Origin of the sequence: Ruegeria sp. ANG-S4, from assembly GCF_000814005.1 — a bacterium.
GTDB lineage: Bacteria > Pseudomonadota > Alphaproteobacteria > Rhodobacterales > Rhodobacteraceae > Ruegeria.
Genome location: NZ_JWLK01000008.1, coordinates 1 through 19915 on the forward strand (window position 1 = coordinate 1; position 19915 = coordinate 19915).

A 19915-nucleotide genomic window follows, 5' to 3' on the forward strand; every position below is an offset into this window, starting at 1 on the left:
TTCATGCCGCCCTTGGTGCGCCCGATCAGGCGCCCACGCCCCCTTTTTTGACGCCCAAACTGGTCGCGGTACGGTGGGCCTTCAGGTAGGTGGCATCGATCATCACGGTCTTCTCTTCGCCGTCTTCGGCAGCCAGACCGGCCATCATCCGGGCGAAGATGCCTTTGTCGCTCCACCGCTTCCAACGGTTGTAGAGCGTCTTGTGTGGGCCATACGCCGAAGGGGCATCGCGCCATCTCAACCCATTGCGATTAATGAAGATAATGCCACTCGACACACGACGATCATCAACGCGTGGCTTGCCGTGGGACTTGGGGAAGAAAGGCTCAAGACGCGCCATCTGCGCATCCGTCAGCCAGAAAAGATTAGACATGGTCACCGCTCGATTTTCAAACCGTGAAGCACGCAGCCAAGCGGAAATCAATGGGTCCTGACCCTAGTTCAAAATCCAACGGGGTTAGATAGATCGTCATATTCCTTTTTACGGGTCTTGACTAAAGCGCATTTGGCCTAGCCAATGTTAAGCTCAAAAAAAGACTCATGCCGTGCGCGGCTTTTCCATCGGCGATTGCAGCGTTTTTGAAAGACCATGAAAAAACACGAAACCGTTCTTGCTGCCTCAGAGGCATTTTATTCAGCACTTAATAGTGTGTTTAATAAAGACCCGAATCCGATGAGTGACGTCTGGCTACACAGCGACGACGTGACAGCCATGCGTCCGAACGGAGGGCGGGAAGTTGGCTGGAAGGCTCTTTGGACTGCGTGGAAGAACGTGGCAGATGTCTTTGAAGGTGGGAGCGTTGAAATGACCGAGCGGGTCATTGTGACATCCGGCGAATTTGCCTACGAAATCGGCTTGGAAAAGGGCACCTTCTATCCGGGTGGAAAGCAAGTGGAGGTCGCGCACAGAGCGACCAATATTTTCCGTCAGGTGGACGGTTGTTGGAAAATTATCCACCATCATACGGACAAATCAGATGGTGCAATTGCCGTTTTTGAAAGCTTGGAATCATAGCATCAACTATGCTTCGGTTGACCGCTGAACCTCGTGCTGAAGGTCACCCATCACGTCTTGATCGACGGCTAACAATTGCGTTCGGAAACCAACATGGTTCGGCAGAACGCACGGTGTTCTGTAATTCAGAAGCTAAGAATTCGCCCAGCGGAGAGAAGGGCGATCGCTTAGGTCTGCCTGCGTGGAAAACTGGGTACCACTTAGGCAATCAAGTCTAGGCTACTGTGGTCAACGCGGATCGAGATCTGTGTCTCTAGATCATCCGCTTCCACAATATCTCCGGCGATCAGGATTTCCTGGTCCTCAACTTCGCTTCTACGACCGTATGACATAGTCAGAAGAGTTGTTATTTCGTCGTTTTCGACTTCGTAGCTGATTGAAACACGCGAGGCAGTGCTATCAATCTGAATCATATCGTCATCTGCTTGGCTAAAGTCAGCGATGAATGCACCACCTTCTTCAAAGACAAACCGGTCGGCTCCGCCACCGCCAACCAAGGTATCGCCGTTTCCACCGACGATCACGTCATCACCTTCAAAGCCGATCAAGAGATCGCCGCCATCAGTCCCCGTGAGAACATCGTTCCCATCGGTTCCGCCGATACGTTCGGCAGCATAGAAGACATCCTCTTGCTGATGCTCGACACCCGTGTTGGCAGCAATCACATCCGCCAGAGTCGTATCCCAAAGCGCGTTGACGTCACTTTTGCTCAGATATCCGGCTTCGCTCCAATAGGCATCGCCATCCCGCAGACGCAGGAACTGATCGACTATCACGGCCGAGAAGGTTTCACCCAGAATACCGCCGTCTGCGGGGTCTTCGGCCAGCCCACCGATCCAGGCGTCTAGGTCGTCCACACTGTTGTAAAGGTCCGAAAGCGTTGCCGCTATTGCGACATCCGATGTCACGTCCGAGAAGTCTTCCGCCCGTTCCAAACCGAACGCTTCACGCAGGTCGTTGTAGCTGGCGACGCCAAGGTCTCGACCGCGCTGAATGTTGATCGATGCCAAATCCAACCCGAAGGACCCGTCGGGGGCAAACAGGAAGGAACGCACGTCCTCAACGACCATAGTATCGAGCTCTTGGGCCGTACTGCCCATCAAACCGCGTAGAATTGGATCAATACCCCCACCGTCTTCAATGGCTTGCGGGTTTAGGAAGGCATCCTGCAGCGCAATAGACCCTTCCGCGGTGCTGCTGCCATCTTCGTTAAGACGCAATAGATCTGAAGACAGAAGGGAATGGCCAAACCGATAGGCCGCAGCGGAAAATTCCACCGCGATACCCGGATTGACGGTCGGATCATACCCATCATACGCGGAAATGGCGTCTTCACCGACAAGGATGGGCAGAAAGTCATTGAAGGTAATGGCCTGCAACTCTGCTTCAACCCTCATTCGCGCGGCGTCGAACAGTTCTTCTTCGGATAGGTTTGGCTGTTGTTCGGCGAGTGTATCCACCCATCGGTTGTGTTCGCGCGCGAACAATGTGTGCAGTGACGTCAGCGCGATATTCTCTGCTGCGCGCACGTCCCCCGCAAGAACACCACCATCCTCGGTCTGCACTAACAACCCATTGTCGTCCAGTATCAGATAGGCTCCATCACGCAGCGCGGCTGCCGTCTGTTCATCTGAGCCATAGACCATGCTACCATCGATAAACGCCGTGATTTCGTTGTGATACGCACGTTCAGAATCCTCGCCGCTGCCTTCAACCGGATCGGCCCTGAAGAAGGAAATAATGCCGCCGGGCTCAAAAACAGGATCACCCACAGGGGCGATGATCGGAGCGAATTCGGTGTCTCCGCCCTCGGTTAGGTCAAGGTCATGATCAATAAACTGACCCCAGGCCCACACCATATCGCTGATACCAAAACTGTTGGAAATCTCTCCATCCTGGGCGACAACCGCATTGGAAATTTCGCGTGGATTTGGCCTGCTGACATCCATCTCTCCAATACCATCCGCAAAACTGTTTGATGCCAATCTAAGCAAGTCCTGGCCTGCAGAGCCCCAGTTATCTTGCGCCGCGTTGTTGCCGGTTCCGTCTACGGCGCGCGCTACTATCTCGCTTGCATCATCGGAACGTGGGTTTTCGTTTCGACCATCTCGATCTTCACGTTGACGATCACCGCGCTCTTCGATGTTGTCGTTTGACCGGCGGTCTTGTCGATCGTCTCTTGGTTGTCTTCTTGCGGAGCTCTGCTTCATAGCGCACCTCTCTTGCCGCGCGCTGAGGCACTCAGCGCGCATTGTTAAAGTTCATTCTGAGCGACAGCCGAGTGAAAGCCGGCGCAAGTTGGGTGCACCCGGGACAACCGATAGAAAGAATCGGCATTAAAAAAATGTTAATATTTCAACGTCCTGCGATGCGGGCGAAATCCTGCCCGTTTGAAAGGGTCTCGGCACGCAATCGCTTGAATTGAATGTGGTACACATAGTTTAGGCGATCTCAGGGTCGATGATCGCGACGAGAATTGTTGTTGAAGTCCAATGCCAGACCAACATGGTTGTTATTCCAGTGTGAAACAACCGTACAACCTGTGAAGCGTAGTTGAAGATCGTGATGAAGATTGACGTGTTGTCCAGTGGGGGGTGTACTGAAAGCAGTTTTTGGACCGGATTGATCTACGGAGGCTCGAATGGCCAATTTCGTGCGCAATACTCGACACATACTTTTGGCCATCGTTGCTGCAACTTGGGTCTTGCCAGTCTATGCTCACGAAAACGGCCACCTCGAAGTGCCAAACAACGCATCCCCCGCGATGCAGACATTTTTGGCAAATGTCAGCAGCGAAGCGATCATGCAAAGCGCCGAGGTCGTCGACTGCACGCTTTCGGGTGGTGCTAAGACAAAATGTGTAAAGCTGGTGCTAAAACAAGCACCTGACTACCAACCGGGACCGTGGTGCCCAAGCAAGATTACCGATGGCCCAGAAGTCGCTGGAATTTGGATCAAAGATGGTCAGGTCTATGATGCGGATGGGGAGTTCATAAAGAACCTATCCAAGTTTTATGATGATCCGAAATGGCAAATGTTTGATCCGGATACCGGGGACATTCTGGTAACGAAATCCTTCGACGCGTGCTATGGAGCGGCGCGAGTGGATGTGTGGGAAGAGTACTATTATTACTGCGCGCAATGCGAATTTGATCAGACCGTATTTTCTCCGATCAGGACTTATTTCATTCCTCTCAATCCAATTAAGGCAGAAAAACCGACGCCGCTTAAGGATCAGCCAGGTACGGGTTTGGCGATGAACGGTGTGAGGTTTGAAGGACCAGCGCCTCTTTCGGATATCTTGCGTGCTTACAACATCGCCCCCTTTGATGATTGCGGCGGGCACGTGAATCCTTTCGCTGGCTATCACTACCACTTTGCCACCGACTGCTTGAACGGTGTTGCGAACGGTGACGGACATGCACCACAAATCGGCATAACGATAGATGGATATGGTCTTTACAAGTCGCTCGATCTGGACGGATCAGAGCCTGTGGGTTTAGATGAATGCCGCGGGCACGAGTCTGATGAGCTGGGGTACCATTACCATGCTTCCGCATTGGGCGTGAACAGCGTGATCGGATGTGTCACCGGACAACAGGGCTGTGTCGAGACCCCCGGTTCCCAATCGTGTGACGCGACGGCTAAAAGAAAACCGCCCCAATTCGAGTGAGCTTTTACAGGAATAGTGAAAGCTGCCTCTCTTCAATCTGTATTCGGGAGTTACGGGTGCATGTTGCCTCAATCGCGAGCCAGCTCTTTCTTCAACCGCGCCATTGATCCTCCTGGAGTGCCACTCAGCGGAGCGATGATGCGATAGACTGCCGGTGTCAGAAACACGGTGAACAGTGCGGCAAAGCCCAGCCCACCAACCACAACCCAACCGACCGCCATGCGTGCCTCGGCCCCCGCGCCCGAGGCCAACACCAACGGAATGCTGCCCGCCACGGTCGAGGCCAGCGTCATGATGACCGGTCTAATTCGGATCTGCATGGCGTTTCGGATCGCGTCGTCAATGGACTGGCCAGCTGAGCGGAGTTGATTGGCGAACTCGACGATCAACACACCATTCTTGGCCATCAGCCCGATCAGGATGACCAACCCGATCTGGCTGTAATAGTTCAAACTGCCACCTGTGATCAGGATTGCCACCAATGCAGAGCCCAGACCACAGGGAACGGTGATCAGGATGATGCAGGCGCTGGCAAAACTTTCAAATTGTGCCGAGAGAACGAGGAACACCACAAGTAATGCGGCGGCGAAGACGATCAGATTTGCGCTCTGACCTGTCTCCAGCGTTGCGGCTTCGCCTAGCAGAACCAAACGTCCCTCAGCACCCAGAATTGGCGGCGCGATTTGCTGTAATCGGCTGACGGCTGTACCCAGGTCGACGCCGTTACCCAGATTGGCCTGCGCGGTAACAGCGCGTTCGCGCGCCTCGCGGCTAAGACGGGCCGCAGAAGCCGCAACAGAAAACTCTGCTACCGTTGAAATCGGAACGAACTGACCGCTGTCGGTGCGCAGGAACGCGTTCTCAAGATCACCCTGATCGTTGACCGGTCGCCCGCCGGCTTCCAACCGGATGTCGATGGATTCATTTTCCAGAAAAATTTCGGCAACTGCGTCACCGTCAATCACAGTGCTGAGTGTTTCGACAACATCGCGCGGTGAGATACCTAAGTTGGCTGCAAGATCGCGGTTGATCTCTAGCAATAGCTGAGGCTGGTTGATCTCATTGACCAGTTGTGGATTCGCGAAGGCTGAATCCTCGTCCATTGCAGAAATCAGCTCGGCCGTCAGATCGCCCAGAACATCATAATCCTTACCAACCACCGCGAATTGCACGCCCCGCCCCGCTCCGCGAATGCCCAGACTGTTGGATCCGCGCAGCGAGATCACCGCGCCCGGGATCAAGCCCAGCTTACTTTGCAGCTCTGATGCAATCTCTTGTTGACTGCGGGCACGATCTTCCCACAGGGCCAGACGCACAATGACAAAGGCCGAATTCGCACCGCCACGGCCAATCAAAGCCTGGACGGCCTCTACCTCACCCGAGTCGATATAGGGTTCAAGAACCTCTTCGATTTCGGCCACCTGCTCGCTGGTGTATTCGAGGCTGGCCGAGGAAGCAGAGCGGAGGCTGATGAAAATGCTACCACGATCTTCGGGCGGCGTAATCTCTTGCGGCAGTGCAGTGTAAAGCGCAATTGAAGCTGCTGTGAAGCCAAGCGCTAGCACCAGTACCAGATAACGCAAGCGCAGGATTTTATCGATCAGCTTGCCGAACATGGGTGAAACCTGCGCATTAGCGGTGAGCTTCGCATTCGCCTCACGTCGACCCGGATCGACGATGGCACAGATCGCCGGGCAAAGCGTCAATGCCACGAAGGACGACAGTGCCACTGAGAACGCCAGAACAAAACCGAATTCGCCAAAGATACCTCCTGCTTGTCCCGGAAGGAACGAGATCGGGATAAACACTGCCGCCAGGGTGGCGGTGGTGGAAATCACGGCAAAGAACACCTCGCGCGTTCCCAAAGCGGCGGCAGCGTAGGGCCCAAGCCCTTCTTGCCTGCGGCGTACGATGTTCTCCAGAACGACGATGGCATCATCGACCACGATGCCGGTCGCCAAAACCAGGGCCAGCAGAGAGATCGTATTGATGGAAAAACCGGTTAGCCAGATTGCCGCGACCGTGCCTATCAGCGCGACGGGCACCGACACGGCTGGAACCAAAACGGCTCGGATCGAGCGCAGGAACAGGAAGATGACAAAAATAACGATAATCACAGCCAACAGAATGCTGATGGCCACTCCGGCAATTGAACGTTCAACAAAAACTCCGTCATCCGAGACCACAGTCAGGGTCGCGCCATCGGGCAGATCGTCTTGCAATTCCAGAACCGCCTGACGAACTGCTTTTGAGATCGACAAAGTGCTTGCAGTTGACTGCCGTATGATGCTCAGACCTACAGCAGGTTGGCCGTTGATCCGCGTCGTGTTTGAGGGATCATCCGAAGTAAACTGCACGAAGGCGACATCGCCGATTACCGTTTCACGATTCAAACGGATGGCGGAGATCGCCTCTTCCGAAGTAGTAGATGCGACCGAGCGCACCACGATTTCCTGATTAGTCGTCTCCAGCGTGCCAAGAGGGATGTCGAGATTTGCGCTCGCCAAAGCCGTTCGCATATCGGCCAGCGAAATGCCCCTGCTGGCCAAAGCCACCGGAAAGAACGTCACCCGCATCACCCGGTCGTAATCTCCAGCAAGCTGGACCTCTGCAACACCTTCGATCGTCAGCAGACGATCAGACACCACACCGTCCGCCAACGCGGCCAGATCGGCCAGATCGAGCGTGCCGCTCAGCACCAGCCTTAGGATCGGGTCGGCATCGGCGTCGCTCTTTTGTACGATCGGTTCGTCCAGATCATCCGGTAGATTGCGCCGTGCCTGTGACACCAGATCACGTGCGTCGTTCGCGGCATCAGTCATGTCAATCGAGCGGTTCATTTCCAACGTCAGACTGGCGCTGCCGTAACTGGAGGTGGACGAGATATTTTCAAGCCCCTCCAACCGTGCCAGCGCGTCTTCAAGAACGCTGGTGACTTCAGCGTCTACAGTGTTGGCAGACGCGCCCGGATAAGTCGCACGCACGGAAATCACCGGCTGCGAGACATTGGGCAATTCACGGATTTCGACAGAATATAAAGCAGCAAGACCAGCGATGATGACCAACAGGTTTATCACGACTGCAAGGACCGGCCGTCCAACGAAAGTTGCAATGAAACCGGCTTCGGAGCGGGAGGAAGCCCGCGAACCTTCAGCCATCGGATGATCCGTTTGTTGGGCTCACAATATCCAGTGTTACTGAAGCCCCTTGACTGATCTTGAACGCCCCATCTTCGACTACCCTGTCCCCTTCGTCCAGATCAGCCTCGACCCAGACGCTGTCTCCAAGGCGGTGGCGCAAGGTGACTTCAACCTGTTCGGGTTGTCCGCTCGGGTTGATGCGCCAAACATAGGCCCCGTTGCGATCCCATAAAACGGACACGCTTGGGATGCGGGGCAGTGGCTTTTGCTGCTGCGCAAGGCTAACGCTAAAGGTCAAACCCGGCAAAAGTACGTTGTCGGGGTTTCGCACCTGCGCACGAATACGGACGGTGCGAAACTCTTCGTTTATGGACGTGTCGAAAGCTACGATCTCGCCCTCGAACACCCGACCGACCAAGGCCGGAGTGGTCAACCGAACTTGCGCGCCAGTCTGCACCTGATCGATGGCGGTTTCGGAAACCGAGAATTCTACGAATAATGTGCTGGCATCCACCAGCGTTACAATTTCTGATCCCTGTGGGATATAGCTGCCAATGGTAAGATCATTCAGGTTGATCTCGCCGGAAAACGGTGCCCGGACCACGCGACGATCATACTCATATTGCGCCTCGGCGAGTTGCGCATTCGCCAACGCCAGTGCGGCGCGGGCTTCATCAACTTGAGATTGGGACACAGCGGCGCTGTTTTGCTGCAACAGGGTTTGCAAGCGATCAAAACTGGCTTCCTGTTTTTCTATCTCTGCTTTTGCACTTTCAAGCAGGATTTGCTGGGTGCGCCGTTCGAAGGTGACGATTGGGTCTCCTATTCCAACCTCGGAATTGGGTCGAACCTGTATCGCCTCAACGGTGCCTGAAAAATCGGCGGTCAAATGTACAAGTTGCGCTGCTTTGCCGGTGCCAATTGACTGGATAAGTGTCCTTGGAGGCGTGACCTGCACCTCGGTCGCTGTCACCACAATTGCGTTGGTCGGAAAACTTGTGTCTGGTTCCTTGTCGCCGCTTGTCTGTTGCGAAGCGGGTTTTTGATTGTCTTCGCGAAAAAGACCAAAATTGGCGGTAAGCGCACCCAAGACACATCCAACTATGAGAACGCCAAATACCTCAGCTATGCGCTTCATGCCGCTCTCCTATGTCCAAAAACGAGCAAACCACGGTCGTTCATACTCCCTCGCATTCCACATCTTTTTTTGGCGCAAAGTCAATTTCTTAAGGCACGCAGACCGTGAGCGGTGTCGTGATTAAAATCAACTTTCTGCGGAATCCATGCGTGTGTGGCAATGTGAAGACGTATCCCCCATCGGTGCCAATACCCAGCGAGGCAGTTTGACGTGTTCGCTAATCACTTCGTCCAACGACATCCAGCGTCCTCCGCCGAAAACGAAACTCAGGATAAGGACGGACCACAACACCGGGTACTCCCATCCTCCTCCGGGTGACGCCCAAATGAACCCCAGCAAAAAATGGTGCCCCATGATTGTGGCGACCATCAAATAGACCACGGTCAAAACTGCTGCGAGACGCGTGAACAATCCAAGTCCCACACCAATGGCGGCAGAGAACTCAATCATTCCAGCCACCAAGACAAATTGCAGTGGGTCTGGCACGCCGAGGGCCTGAAAGGACTGTACGTCTCCGCTGCGTACAGTTGGACCGGCGAACAGCTTTTCTGTGCAATGCGGGATTAGGTCCAACCCGATGTAGAGCCGTATGAATGCAAGTTGTACAGTCGAGTATTTGGTCTGCGGTCGTCCAGTTGGTGCTGAGGTGCGCAAGCCATGCAAAACCAAGGTGATAAACATCGCCACGAACCCGGCAAACGCACAAGCACACAGAACGTTAACCGTTCCCATCCCCGTCAAAGCAGAGATACGCCAGCCAACCAAAAGCGGGAATAACCCCAGTAGAAAAACCAGCCTTGGGATTGCAATCGGCGTGATCAGCGTCAGAAATACAGAAAGGCAAAGGAAACCAATCAGGAAATATATCGCAGACGAGCTTTTGATGACTGAAACAGCCTGATCACTCGCTCCGAACTGCGATACTCCCAACCAGATCAGAATTGCGAGCAACGCGGCTATGCCAATGAGCATGGCAGAAGTAATACGAAGCGCTTGGATTACTTTAGGATAGGTCAATATTGAGTCTCCTAAGTAAAAACCGAGACGATAGGTTCATAATCTTGAACGATCACAAATCCTGTCAGAAGCGCGCTGAATGTCAAAGCACTCACTCGCATGTTCAATCTCCTTAAGGTTTTCGAAATTCCAAGAATATATTGCTCGTTGGGAGTTGATGTCAGACTTCTATCCTCAGAACGCGACGCGGTCCCCCCCTTTCAAGTCCAGGATTTCTCTCGCTTCTTCAGGAGTTGCGACCTGATTGCCCAGATCTTCTACGATACGTCGAATTTTAGCGACTTGTTGAGCGTTGCTTTCGGCCAGTTTCCCGCGAGAGATGAACAGGCTGTCTTCAAGGCCGACGCGCAGATTGCCGCCCATCTGGCTTGCGGTGGTGGCAAGGGCCATTTGTGCGCCGCCGGCCCCCAGAACGGACCAGCGGTAATCGTCACCAAACAGCCGGTCCGCGGTGCGCTTCATGAAGATCAGGTTGTCGACCTCGGGGCCGATGCCGCCGAGGATGCCAAAGATGAATTGAATGAAGATCGGCGCATTGAACAGGCCAATTTCCATGCAGAATTTCAAGTTATACAAGTGGCCGACATCATAGCACTCGTGCTCGAATTTGATGTCATGCGGCGCGAGTGTTTCCGCCGCCTCGCGAATGTCCCGGAACGTATTGCGAAAGATATTCTGATCGGAATTCGCAACATAGTCCTTCTCCCAATCAAATTTCCAATCGTCATCGCCATACCGGTTGGCCAATGCGTGAAACGAGAAGTTCATCGACCCCATGTTCATCGAACACATCTCAGGGCTGAAGGTCTTGGCCGGGTTGATCCTGTCCTGAATGGACAGCGTGAGCGATCCCCCGGTCGAGAGGTTCACAACCGCATCCGTGGCCTGTTTGATGCGCGGGAGGAACGGTGCGAAGTCTTTTGGGTCGACTGAGGGCGCGCCGTTTTCAGGGTTGCGGGCATGCAGGTGCAGGATCGAAGCGCCTGCCTCGGCAGCTTCGATCGCCTGTTTTGCAATATCATCATAAGTATACGGAAGCGCATCCGACATGGTTGGCGTGTGGATCGCCCCGGTTACGGCGCAGGTGATGATTGTCTTTTTCTGAGCGGCCATGGGTTCAGGTTTCCTTGGATTTTGCAGTGTGCTTCACGCGATAGCCCAGCGGGAAGAGTTGCAGATCATACCGGCTGCGGATCAGGCCCCAGATGCCTTTTGGGGCCTTGAGCATGACGACAATTGCAACCACGCCCAGAACGATCAGGTAGATTGTACCGAGATCGGCTAGCGTTTCACGCAAGGCAAAGAAGACGAGCGTGCCGATGATCGGCCCTTCGATGGTGCCGATGCCTCCGATCACGACGATGAAGATCACGAACGCGGTCCAGTCATTGACGTTGAACGCCGCATCCGGTGAAATCCGCAGCTTTTGAAGGAATATCAGGGCGCCGATCATCGCGGTGAAGGCCGAGGTGACGACATAGACGATAAACTTCGTGCGCCAGATATCGATGCCCAGGCTACCCGCTGCCAATTCGTTGTCGCGTATCGCGGTTAATGCCAGGCCCTGCCGCGACCTCAGGAACAGATAAACGGCGGTCACCATAAGGATCGCCGCGCCAAGGGCCAGCCAATAGCTGAGCGCCTCTCGCATTGCGCGGCCAGAGGCCAGAGAGCGCACGATGGCCACCGGCAGGGATGAGCCTGATCCACCGCCGAGCGCCGAGACCTGTGCAAAGCCAAGCCGAAACACTTCGGCGATGACCCATGTGCCGATCGCAAAGTAAGCGCCGCGCAGCCGGAAAATCAGAACTGCAACAGGGATCGAGATCAACGCGCCCAGCACACCCGCCACGGCAATTGCGGCTACAGGCGGCAGCCCGCCAAACATCGTCAGCGCAAACAGCATGTAGCCGCCAAAGCCGACGTAGGCCTGCTGACCGACAGACACGAGACCGGCATATCCCGCCATCAGATTCCAAAGCGTGGCAAGCGACAGGTACAGAAACAACTCGCCCATCAGCCGCATATCTGCGCGACCGGCCCACCACGGCGCTGCGATCAGGACGAGCAGAGCAAACGCGGTGAGGATGGCCGCAATCCGCGCGGCTTTTGATGATCTCGATACGCTGTAGTCTTGCAGGTTCATCCGGAGACCCTCGGGAACAGGCCGTTTGGTCGAACGGCAAGAATGACGAGAAAGGCGATATGTCCGGCAAGCAACTGCCAGCCCGGATCAATCTTGGCCCCGATAGTTTGGGCGACACCAAGGATGACCCCTCCGGCCAATGTGCCCCAGAGGTTGCCCAAGCCGCCGATAATGACAGCCTCAAAGCCGAAGATCAGACGTGCGCCGCCGATGGCAGGGTCAAAGCTTGTGCGAATGCCCAAAAGGATACCGGCGATGGCTGTGACCCCTAGCGCCAGCGCCATGGCCAGACCAAAGATATGCCGCCGGTTGAGGCCCATCAGCTGGGCGATGTCCTGGTTATCGGACACGGCGCGGAAAGCGCGCCCGAGCGCGGTGTGGTAGAAGGTCCATTGCAGGCCCCAGATCACAGCGATAGCAATCGCGAAGGTCAAGAGCGGCAGAATGCCAAACGTCAGCCCCCCGACGGCGAGGCTGGCCGTTTCCAGCGCACCTGCGTCAAGGTCCTGCGGATCGGCCGAATACGCCTCTAACAGACCGTTTTGGATGATCACGCTGAGGCCGAACGTCACGAGCAGCGGAGGCAGAATGTCGTCACCCAATGTCTGATTCAGCAGCCCGCGCTGCAAGGCATAGCCGATCAGCGCCATCGCGGGCACCACGATCACCAGCGCGACCAATGGGTGCATCCCCGTCGCGGTCGTAACCGTAAGGCCGAGATAGGCCGCCAGCACGATCAGATCACCATGTGCAATATTGACCAATCGCATGACACCAAAGATCAGTGACAAGCCCGCGGCGAACAGCGCATAAAGCCCGCCGAGGAGTGTTCCCTGCACGATTGCGTTCAGCCATTCCATGTTATTCGATCCCGAAATAGGCGCGCGAAATATCCTCACGCGAAACGGTGTCAGACGCGCTTTCCAGCGAAACGCGTCCCTCTTGCAGACAATAGACACGGCTTGAAACGGACAGCGCCTTGGTGATGTCCTGCTCGACGATCACGGCGCTCATGCCTTCGCCGATGATACCGGGCAGCGCCTGATAGATGTCCTTGATGATGATCGGGGCCAGCCCAAGGCTGATCTCGTCGAACAGGATCAGATCGGGATTCGCCATCAGGGCGCGCCCGATTGCCACCATCTGTTGTTGACCGCCAGACAGCGACGTTGACGCCTGATCCTTGCGCTCTTCAAGGATTGGGAAAAGCTTGTAGACCGATTTCAGATCCCAAGGACCCTTCCGGTTGACCTGCGCGCCGATCATCAGGTTTTCCCTGACGGTCAGCGACGGGAACAGCTGCCGGCCTTCGGGGACCATCGCCAAGCCCAGTTCCGCAACCTGATCCGCGCGCAGAAGGCTGATGTCGTGGCCGCGGTAGTGGATTTGCCCCGGCTCATTCATCAGAAGGCCGGTGATCGAACGCATCAGCGTGGTCTTCCCTGCGCCGTTTGCCCCGATGATGGCCAGAACCTCGCCCTCGCCCACATCCAGCGCAACGTCGTAGAGGGCCTGAAAGTCGCCGTAGAAGGAATTTAGACCGCAGGTCTGCAGGATGGGGTCAGGCATCGGCTTCGATCCCCAGATAAATCTCTTTGACTTCAGCGCTTTCCATGATCTTGTGAGGATCGCCCTCGGCGATCTTTTTGCCGAAATCGATGACGATCAATCGATCCACAACGGCCACAAGCGCGTGAACCACATGCTCGATCCAGATGATGGTGACACCAGAGGCGTGAATGTCCTTGATGGTCTGGACCAGCGATTGGCATTCGGCTTCGGTCAGGCCACCGGCGATTTCATCCAGCAGTAGCAATCGGGGCTTTGCACACAGAGCGCGGGTCAGTTCCAGCCGTTTACGCTCCAGCAGCGTCAGGCTTCCGGCCAGAACATTTGCCTTTGGCAGCAATTCGGTCTGGTCCAGCACTTCAAGGCAGAACCGTTCCGCCTCGTGCCCGTGCAGTCCCGCCGATTGGGTGGCGGCGATCATGGCGTTTTCAAAGACGGTCATCCCCGAAAAAGGCTGAGGCACCTGAAATGAGCGTGCGATGCCTGCATGGCTGCGCCGTGCCGCGCTCCATTTGGTGACGTTCTGCCCGTCGAATTCAATGGTCCCGGAATTCGGCTTGAGCGTTCCGGTGATCAGGTTGAACATCGAGGTTTTCCCCGCGCCATTGGGTCCGATCACACCCAGTGCTTCACCATGTTGGACCTGATAGCTGAGCGCATCGGCAACGGTCACCGCGCCAAAGGCTTTGCTCAGGTCTTGCAGATTCAGGATCGTTGTCATGCGTCTCTCGGAGCGAAGGTTCGGCGCCGTGATCGGCGCCGACTGTCTGATCAGCCCAGAAGCTTCATGTCTGCCGTCACCGGAACTTCGGGTGCGGTTTTGTTTGCCACGATCTGAAGCTCATAGGCGTCGCCGGATTTCTGCCACTGCCCGCCGACCAGCGGGGTTTTTGTAACATTGTTCATCGGACCAACGCTCCAATCGACTGGACCAACGATCGTATTGAGGTTGGTGCTGGTGATTGCCGAAACGATCGCGGATGGGTCTTCCAGATCGTCCGCGCGTTTGATCACGTCAGCGACAACCTCGAACAGGGCGTGCTTGAACCCAAGGGGCTGGGTCCACGGGCGTCCGGATGCAGAGGTGTACCCTTCGGCCAGTTCCTTTGCGGTGGTGCCAGTCAGGGAGGACGAGAAGGGGTGATGTGGGGACCACCAAACCTCGGTCGACAAGCCGTCGCCCCGATCCCCCAGCGAGTCGATGACAGAGGGGAACAACAGGGCCTTACCGATGGTAACAACCTTGGGGTTGAATCCCTGCTGTGCCGCCTGGCTCCAGAATGTTGCGAAATCCGGTGGGATCATGTTGCCCGTCACGATTTCACTTCCGGCGGCCTTGAACGCAGCAATCTGGTTCGAAAAATCGTCTGACAGCGGCTGATAGCGGCCCGGGTCGGTCAGTGTATATCCAGCGGCGGCCAAAGGCTTTGGCAGGCCCAGTTCCGGGTCGCCCCAAGCGTTCCCGTCCGCGTCGTTGGGGAACAGGCCACCAACCGTTTTGGTCACGCCCGTCTCGTCCCACATATCAAGGAACGCCGCGATCACATCTTCCAGACCCCAGAAGAAGTGATAGGTGGTCGCGAAACCTTCCCCCGGAATGCCGTTGCGACCAAAGAAATAAGGCTGCCACGGGCAGTCGGTTGTGATGCAGGGCACTTCGTTGATCTCTGCCTGATCTGCCACGGGGTTCACCGTGTCCGGGGTTGACGCCGCGACGATGATATCGACCTCGTCGCCCAGTATCAAATCGGCGGCAACCTCGGCTGCGCGGTTCGGATTCGACTGGCTGTCCTTTGAAATGATCTCGACATCCCAGGTTTTGCCGTTGTTTTCCAACCCGGCGAAAAAGACCTGTTTGATCGCCTCAAGCACGTATTCGTCAGCCTCGGCAAATCCCGCCAAGGGACCCGTGCGCGGGCTGACATTGCCGACCCGCAGCGTCGGGTTTGCGGCATAGGCGCGCGTTGCCCGAAGAATGGCCGGTGCCGCAATCGCGGCGGTTGCCCCTGCCATAAAACTGCGCCTTGTGGCCGTTTTGAAAGTCTTTGTCATTGCGTCCTCCCTTCACCGGCATCACACCAGTGTTTGATGTAACTTACAAAGTCTTCTCGAGATTTTTCAGATGGCTCGCGACGCGTTGGCGAACCTGGTCTGCCTCGCCCTCGGCCCATTTTCTGAACCCTTCGCCGGATTTCATGCCCAGCTTGCCCGCGTTGACCAGCGACCTGAGATAAGATGAGGGACCTTTGTGCGCCTCCAAATCGTGCAGCACATTCTCGTGGATATCGAGCGTCAAATCGGTGCCAACCAGATCGGCATTCTCTAACGGTCCGAGCACCGCCAGCCGCCGCCCGAAGCTGGACTTGATGACCGTATCAACGGCCTCTGCATCACAAATCCCGTTTTCGACAAGGCTGACCGCCTCACGCCACAGCGCGTGCTGAAGGCGGTTGCCAATGAAACCGGGTACGTCTTTTTCGACCATCACAGGAGTTTTTCCGGCGTCCTGCAGCAGATCGAACATCGTTTGAGCGACCTGAGCGTCGGTCCACTCGGTTTTGATGACCTCAACCAGCGGGATCATATGGGGCGGGTTCCACCAATGCGTTCCAAGGGCCCGGTTTTTCAGGCGCAAGCCAGACATGATCTGGGTGATCGGCATGACCGAGGTGTTTGACGCGAGGATGCAGCTTTCTGGCGCGTGTTCCTCGATCTCGGCAAAGATCGCCTGTTTTAGATCCAGTTTTTCAGGAGCAGCTTCGAAGACTACGCTAGCATTTCGTACTGCGCCTTCGGTGGCGGCAAATATCTCGATCATCTTGAGCGTCTTTGTGATCGTAGCCTCGTCATCCCCCATTGCGGCCATGCTGGTGCGAATGCGGTCTGGAAGGCTGTCCCGCGCTTCTTGCACCGGATCGGTGATGGAAACATATTGCCCTGCTTTTGCCAGTGTTAGAGCAATGCCATGCCCCATCAGGCCCGCGCCGATAACTGCCATTTGTTGTTTCTTGGGCACCATCACTCAACCCGCCGTATATCCGCCATCGGCATGAAGGATATGCCCGGTGTAGAAATCGGACGCGCGCGACGCGAGGAACAGCAGGGGGCCGGCAAGGTCTTCTGGCTCACCTAGCCGCCCCTTCGGCACACGGGTCAGGAAACCGTCGCGGACGGTTTTAGCCTCGTCAGTGTCCTCGAACATCCATCCGGTCAGCGGAGAGCGGAAAACCGTCGGCGCAATGGCGTTCACCGTCACCCCGGTTGGGCCGAGTTCGCAGCCCAACGCTTTGGTGATCCCATTCACGGCCGCCTTGGATGCGCAATAGGCTGTGTACCCCGCCGGGTGGCCTAAAATGCTGCGCGCCGAGCTGACAAAGATGATCTTGCCATAAGCGCTTGCTTTCATATGTGCCGCTGCTGCACGCGCCAGTAGCCAGCTTTGGTTAACATTGGCGTCCATCACCGCATCGAAGGTTTCGGGCGTCATCTCGTTGATCGGGGCAACCTTGTTCATGCCAGAGGCAACCACGAGGATATCGAGCTTGCCAAAACCGCGGACGGCCTCATCGACCAACGCGTTGCACGACGCCTCATCAGTCGGACGGGTGTTGACGGCGATCACGGTTGCGCCGAGGTTCTCGCACTCTTTGGCAATCGCATCCAGAGCGTCCTGATTGCCTGCGGCCAAAACAAGCTTACAACCCGCTCCGGCCAGAACCCGCGCCGCAACCATTCCAAAAGCGCCAGAGGCCCCTGTGATCAGCGCTACGTTTCCCTTTACGTCAAACATCTTGAGTGGATCAGACACCCTTTTGTCCTCAGCTTTCTGGCGGGTAAGGGATCACCACAAGCATTTTGCATATGTGGTTCGAGCGGTTTTCGATCAGTCGCACCTCGTCCGGTGCGATTGTGCAGCTGTCCATCGAGCTGAGCGTAGTCTCTGTACCGTCGATGATCACGGTCATCTCACCATCGAGGACAACATAGACCTTTTCGAAGGGGGTTGAGTCCGGCCCCGCGCCGCCTCCGGGAAGGAATTGGCTGAAGCCGATCCACTGATTTGTCGGCCCGCCGTCCTCGAACCCTTGCAAACGAAGCCCGTGACATCCGAAATGGTTCGGTGCTTCGTAGGGTCGGGCGTCTTGAAATCGCTTCAGATGCATATCCGTCTCCGCCGGGGATGGGTGAAAGGGCGGCCGCCAGCGAACCGGCGACCGGTCCGTGAGTGTTCAGAAATCTTCGCCTGCTTCGATGCGATAGGATTGGTTCTTGTCCATCATGGCGACGAGGCGGATGATACAGCCATCGCCGCGATCCCAGTTCCATGGAAAGAACGCGAAGGTGCAGCGCTTACCGGTCACCGCATCCAGATCGCCCCCGACATTTTCGATGCCGAGAATACCTTTGGAGAACAGCATGTTGTGTACCGGCTCCCATTCGGGGAAGTGAACCTCCCACGGGGTGCCGCCGGACCACTCGAGATATTCCTGTTCAAGATGCGGCATGATCGGTCCGTTCCGCTGCGGTCCAATGGCCGTCGCCAGGGGGTGGTCATTTGCTTGGGTGTCATGGCCGACGACTTTCACGCCCTTCTCGATCATCCATTCTGCCGCCGACGGGACCAACCCCGGACAATAGGCAAAATAGTCACCGTCTTCGTAGTGCTTGTGCCAACCCGTGTTGATGATCAGCACATCGCCCTTGCGGATTGCGTGGCCACAGGCTTTTTCCAGATCATCGCCAGTGATTTGCTCCCATTTCTGTTTGGGAACCGAAACCACAAGGCCCGATCCAAAGAAATGCGGCAGCGGCACTTCGTCGATGAACGGTGTGCCCTGAACAACGTGGGCTGGCGCATCGATGTGGGTGGTCACATGCATCGTAGTCGTGATCGTCTGCGACAGGACGCCCGACTTGGCCATGTAGTGTTTCCGGTCGATCTGGACGTCCTTGAAATAGGGCCAGTTGGGGCACTGAAACCCGTATCTGTGGCTCAGATTGTAGAACTCCAGCCCCATGTCGTTGTCGGTGTTCGCCTGGAATTCGATGCCGCGGATTTCGACCATTTGGCACATCTCCTCTGTTCGCCGACAAGACGGCGTTGTGTGTTCTGAATTGTTTGGGTGGCCTCCCCACCTGTCCCGTATGATGATGCACACGCACCGTATTGCGGTCAACAATAAACTCACAATACGGTTGACTTGCATCGCATTGCGATACACTTTGCAAGGATAGCGACCCGCTGCTGGCGGTGTCAGGCAGTGGTGCGGGGGAAGCGTAAATGATTGATAAAAGCGATAAAGGTGGCATTCAGGTCATTTCGAGGGCTGCTTCGATTCTACGCGTTCTCAAGGAAAACCAATCCGGGATGAGCTTGGGGAAAATCGCCGAACGCGTCGATCTGCCCCGCTCTACGGTACAGAGAATCACGCGTGCCCTGGCGAAAGAGAAGCTTGTCATTTCCGATGCAAATGGCGGCGGCCTGCGTTTGGGTCCGGAATTGAGCGCGCTCGCCGGGGCCGCGCAATACAGCATTGTCGAACACTGTCGGCTGCTGTTGACCGAACTGACGCAAAAGACCGGGGAGACGACCGACCTCGCCGTGATGCGCGGCATCGGGATGGTGTTTCTCGATCAAGTCCCCGGTGTTTACCGATTGACGACCGTGTCACAAGTGGGCGAGGTTTTTCCACTGACCAGCACCGCAAATGGTAAAGCGTGCCTGGCGCGGCTGACAACCGACGAAGCGATCAAGCTCACCAAAAACGAGTGGGACCGGAATGGGGTTCAGAGAAGTCTTGAAGATTTCCTGACGGAATTGGAAGATGTCCGCAAACAAGGCCTTGCCTATGATCTGGACGAGCATTCCGCCGGTGTTTCGGCAATCGGGTTCTCATTCACCGATTGGGTCGGAGATTTGCACGCAATCTCAATCCCTGTGCCGTCAACCCGGTTTCCAAGGCAACGGGAAACGATTGAGAATGCACTGCTTGAGACAGCCTCAAATATCCATCAAACCTTCCGATGAGTGCAAGAATGCGACTCCCGTTGTCCGACAGGGACGGTTCGCTTTGAATACGTCAACGACCGCTTTGTCCGCGACTTGATCCTTGCTGTACAAACACTTTCTGCACCTTGATCGAATGGCGGTTTTCTCCGCTGCTGCGCAGAGCAGTGGGCCAAGCAGATGCAGCGATTTTCGTGCCAAGAGCGCAGG

Annotated in this window: 18 protein-coding genes and 1 pseudogene; 4 read left to right on the forward strand and 15 right to left on the reverse strand. The window is 55.9% G+C overall.

The window, feature by feature from the left end; translation table 11 throughout:
- A pseudogene (locus tag RA28_RS20835) lies at positions 1-373 on the reverse strand (IS5 family transposase); the annotation flags it as partial.
- A gap of 216 nt (positions 374-589) precedes the next feature.
- On the opposite strand from RA28_RS20835, the gene RA28_RS20840 reads away from it, so the two are divergent.
- A complete protein-coding gene (locus tag RA28_RS20840; RefSeq protein ID WP_052261544.1) occupies positions 590-1015 on the forward strand; it encodes a YybH family protein in 426 nt (141 codons plus the stop codon).
- Positions 1016-1215: 200 nt separating this feature from the next.
- Here RA28_RS20840 and RA28_RS20845 read toward each other — a convergent pair whose 3' ends face one another.
- Positions 1216-3081: a peroxidase family protein gene (locus RA28_RS20845; protein ID WP_241481185.1), complete on the reverse strand. Its 1866-nt coding sequence runs from the start codon at positions 3079-3081 to the stop codon at positions 1216-1218.
- Here RA28_RS20845 and RA28_RS23070 point away from each other — a divergent pair.
- Together RA28_RS23070 and RA28_RS20850 are read left to right on the forward strand one after the other, a co-directional pair.
- Positions 3037-3171 (forward strand): hypothetical protein, encoded by a 135-nt coding sequence (locus RA28_RS23070; RefSeq protein ID WP_275041390.1) that lies wholly within the window; start codon positions 3037-3039, stop codon positions 3169-3171. The two genes, RA28_RS20845 and RA28_RS23070, sit on opposite strands and share 45 nt — an antisense overlap.
- Before the next feature lie 485 nt (positions 3172-3656).
- Positions 3657-4688 carry a YHYH protein gene (locus RA28_RS20850; RefSeq protein WP_052261546.1) on the forward strand — a complete coding sequence of 344 codons (1032 nt, stop codon included), beginning with the start codon at positions 3657-3659 and terminating at the stop codon, positions 4686-4688.
- A 68-nt stretch (positions 4689-4756) separates the two neighbouring features.
- On the opposite strand, the gene RA28_RS20855 is transcribed toward RA28_RS20850, so the two are convergent.
- From RA28_RS20855 to RA28_RS20915, 13 genes are all read right to left on the reverse strand, one after another.
- The gene (locus RA28_RS20855; protein WP_039533013.1) at positions 4757-7846 is read right to left on the reverse strand and encodes an efflux RND transporter permease subunit; all 3090 of its coding nucleotides are present in this window, start codon (positions 7844-7846) and stop codon (positions 4757-4759) included.
- Positions 7839-8966: an efflux RND transporter periplasmic adaptor subunit gene (locus RA28_RS20860; protein WP_039533015.1), complete on the reverse strand. Its 1128-nt coding sequence runs from the start codon at positions 8964-8966 to the stop codon at positions 7839-7841. The genes RA28_RS20855 and RA28_RS20860 overlap by 8 nt, the downstream gene beginning before the upstream one ends.
- 126 nt (positions 8967-9092) lie before the next feature.
- Positions 9093-9983, reverse strand: coding sequence for a DoxX family protein (locus RA28_RS22320; RefSeq protein ID WP_152612125.1), 891 nt, complete (start codon positions 9981-9983; stop codon positions 9093-9095).
- A 174-nt stretch (positions 9984-10157) separates the two neighbouring features.
- Complete coding sequence (locus tag RA28_RS20870; protein WP_039533017.1) at positions 10158-11096, reverse strand: 3-keto-5-aminohexanoate cleavage protein; 939 nt, start codon at positions 11094-11096, stop codon at positions 10158-10160.
- Between the two features lie 4 nt (positions 11097-11100).
- Positions 11101-12129 (reverse strand): branched-chain amino acid ABC transporter permease, encoded by a 1029-nt coding sequence (locus tag RA28_RS20875; RefSeq protein ID WP_039533018.1) that lies wholly within the window; start codon positions 12127-12129, stop codon positions 11101-11103.
- The gene (locus RA28_RS20880) at positions 12126-12989 is read right to left on the reverse strand and encodes a branched-chain amino acid ABC transporter permease (RefSeq protein WP_039533020.1); all 864 of its coding nucleotides are present in this window, start codon (positions 12987-12989) and stop codon (positions 12126-12128) included. Before RA28_RS20880 ends, RA28_RS20875 begins: the two co-directional genes overlap by 4 nt.
- A gap of 1 nt (position 12990) precedes the next feature.
- Positions 12991-13698, reverse strand: coding sequence for an ABC transporter ATP-binding protein (locus tag RA28_RS20885; protein WP_039533022.1), 708 nt, complete (start codon positions 13696-13698; stop codon positions 12991-12993).
- On the reverse strand, positions 13691-14419 hold the full coding sequence (locus tag RA28_RS20890; RefSeq protein ID WP_039533024.1) for an ABC transporter ATP-binding protein: 729 nt from the start codon (positions 14417-14419) through the stop codon (positions 13691-13693). The genes RA28_RS20885 and RA28_RS20890 overlap by 8 nt, the downstream gene beginning before the upstream one ends.
- Before the next feature lie 50 nt (positions 14420-14469).
- Positions 14470-15750, reverse strand: a complete 1281-nt coding sequence (locus RA28_RS20895) for an ABC transporter substrate-binding protein (protein ID WP_039533025.1) — start codon at positions 15748-15750, stop codon at positions 14470-14472.
- 43 nt (positions 15751-15793) lie between these two features.
- Positions 15794-16696 carry a 3-hydroxyacyl-CoA dehydrogenase family protein gene (locus tag RA28_RS20900; RefSeq protein WP_052261550.1) on the reverse strand — a complete coding sequence of 301 codons (903 nt, stop codon included), beginning with the start codon at positions 16694-16696 and terminating at the stop codon, positions 15794-15796.
- Between the two features lie 24 nt (positions 16697-16720).
- A complete protein-coding gene (locus RA28_RS20905; protein ID WP_241481184.1) occupies positions 16721-17506 on the reverse strand; it encodes an SDR family NAD(P)-dependent oxidoreductase in 786 nt (261 codons plus the stop codon).
- A gap of 10 nt (positions 17507-17516) precedes the next feature.
- A complete protein-coding gene (locus RA28_RS20910; RefSeq protein ID WP_039533033.1) occupies positions 17517-17861 on the reverse strand; it encodes a cupin domain-containing protein in 345 nt (114 codons plus the stop codon).
- Positions 17862-17927: 66 nt separating this feature from the next.
- Positions 17928-18764, reverse strand: a complete 837-nt coding sequence (locus RA28_RS20915) for a cyclase family protein (protein WP_039533035.1) — start codon at positions 18762-18764, stop codon at positions 17928-17930.
- Positions 18765-18979: 215 nt separating this feature from the next.
- On the opposite strand from RA28_RS20915, the gene RA28_RS20920 reads away from it, so the two are divergent.
- Positions 18980-19726: an IclR family transcriptional regulator gene (locus RA28_RS20920; RefSeq protein ID WP_152612126.1), complete on the forward strand. Its 747-nt coding sequence runs from the start codon at positions 18980-18982 to the stop codon at positions 19724-19726.
- Positions 19727-19915: the final 189 nt, after the last annotated feature.

What these genes read in the sequence shown, in the direction of transcription:
- RA28_RS20880 (WP_039533020.1), bottom strand. Translation starts at nt 12,989, where the DNA reads ATGGAATGGCTGAACGCAATCGTGCAGGGAACACTCCTCGGCGGGCTT.
- RA28_RS20915 (WP_039533035.1), bottom strand. Translation starts at nt 18,764, where the DNA reads ATGGTCGAAATCCGCGGCATCGAATTCCAGGCGAACACCGACAACGAC.
- RA28_RS20860 (WP_039533015.1), bottom strand. Translation starts at nt 8,966, where the DNA reads ATGAAGCGCATAGCTGAGGTATTTGGCGTTCTCATAGTTGGATGTGTC.
- RA28_RS20895 (WP_039533025.1), bottom strand. Translation starts at nt 15,750, where the DNA reads ATGACAAAGACTTTCAAAACGGCCACAAGGCGCAGTTTTATGGCAGGG.
- RA28_RS20850 (WP_052261546.1), top strand. Translation starts at nt 3,657, where the DNA reads ATGGCCAATTTCGTGCGCAATACTCGACACATACTTTTGGCCATCGTT.
- RA28_RS20900 (WP_052261550.1), bottom strand. Translation starts at nt 16,696, where the DNA reads ATGGCAGTTATCGGCGCGGGCCTGATGGGGCATGGCATTGCTCTAACA.
- RA28_RS20910 (WP_039533033.1), bottom strand. Translation starts at nt 17,861, where the DNA reads ATGCATCTGAAGCGATTTCAAGACGCCCGACCCTACGAAGCACCGAAC.
- RA28_RS20885 (WP_039533022.1), bottom strand. Translation starts at nt 13,698, where the DNA reads ATGCCTGACCCCATCCTGCAGACCTGCGGTCTAAATTCCTTCTACGGC.
- RA28_RS20855 (WP_039533013.1), bottom strand. Translation starts at nt 7,846, where the DNA reads ATGGCTGAAGGTTCGCGGGCTTCCTCCCGCTCCGAAGCCGGTTTCATT.
- RA28_RS20840 (WP_052261544.1), top strand. Translation starts at nt 590, where the DNA reads ATGAAAAAACACGAAACCGTTCTTGCTGCCTCAGAGGCATTTTATTCA.
- RA28_RS20890 (WP_039533024.1), bottom strand. Translation starts at nt 14,419, where the DNA reads ATGACAACGATCCTGAATCTGCAAGACCTGAGCAAAGCCTTTGGCGCG.
- RA28_RS20870 (WP_039533017.1), bottom strand. Translation starts at nt 11,096, where the DNA reads ATGGCCGCTCAGAAAAAGACAATCATCACCTGCGCCGTAACCGGGGCG.
- RA28_RS20920 (WP_152612126.1), top strand. Translation starts at nt 18,980, where the DNA reads ATGATTGATAAAAGCGATAAAGGTGGCATTCAGGTCATTTCGAGGGCT.
- RA28_RS20875 (WP_039533018.1), bottom strand. Translation starts at nt 12,129, where the DNA reads ATGAACCTGCAAGACTACAGCGTATCGAGATCATCAAAAGCCGCGCGG.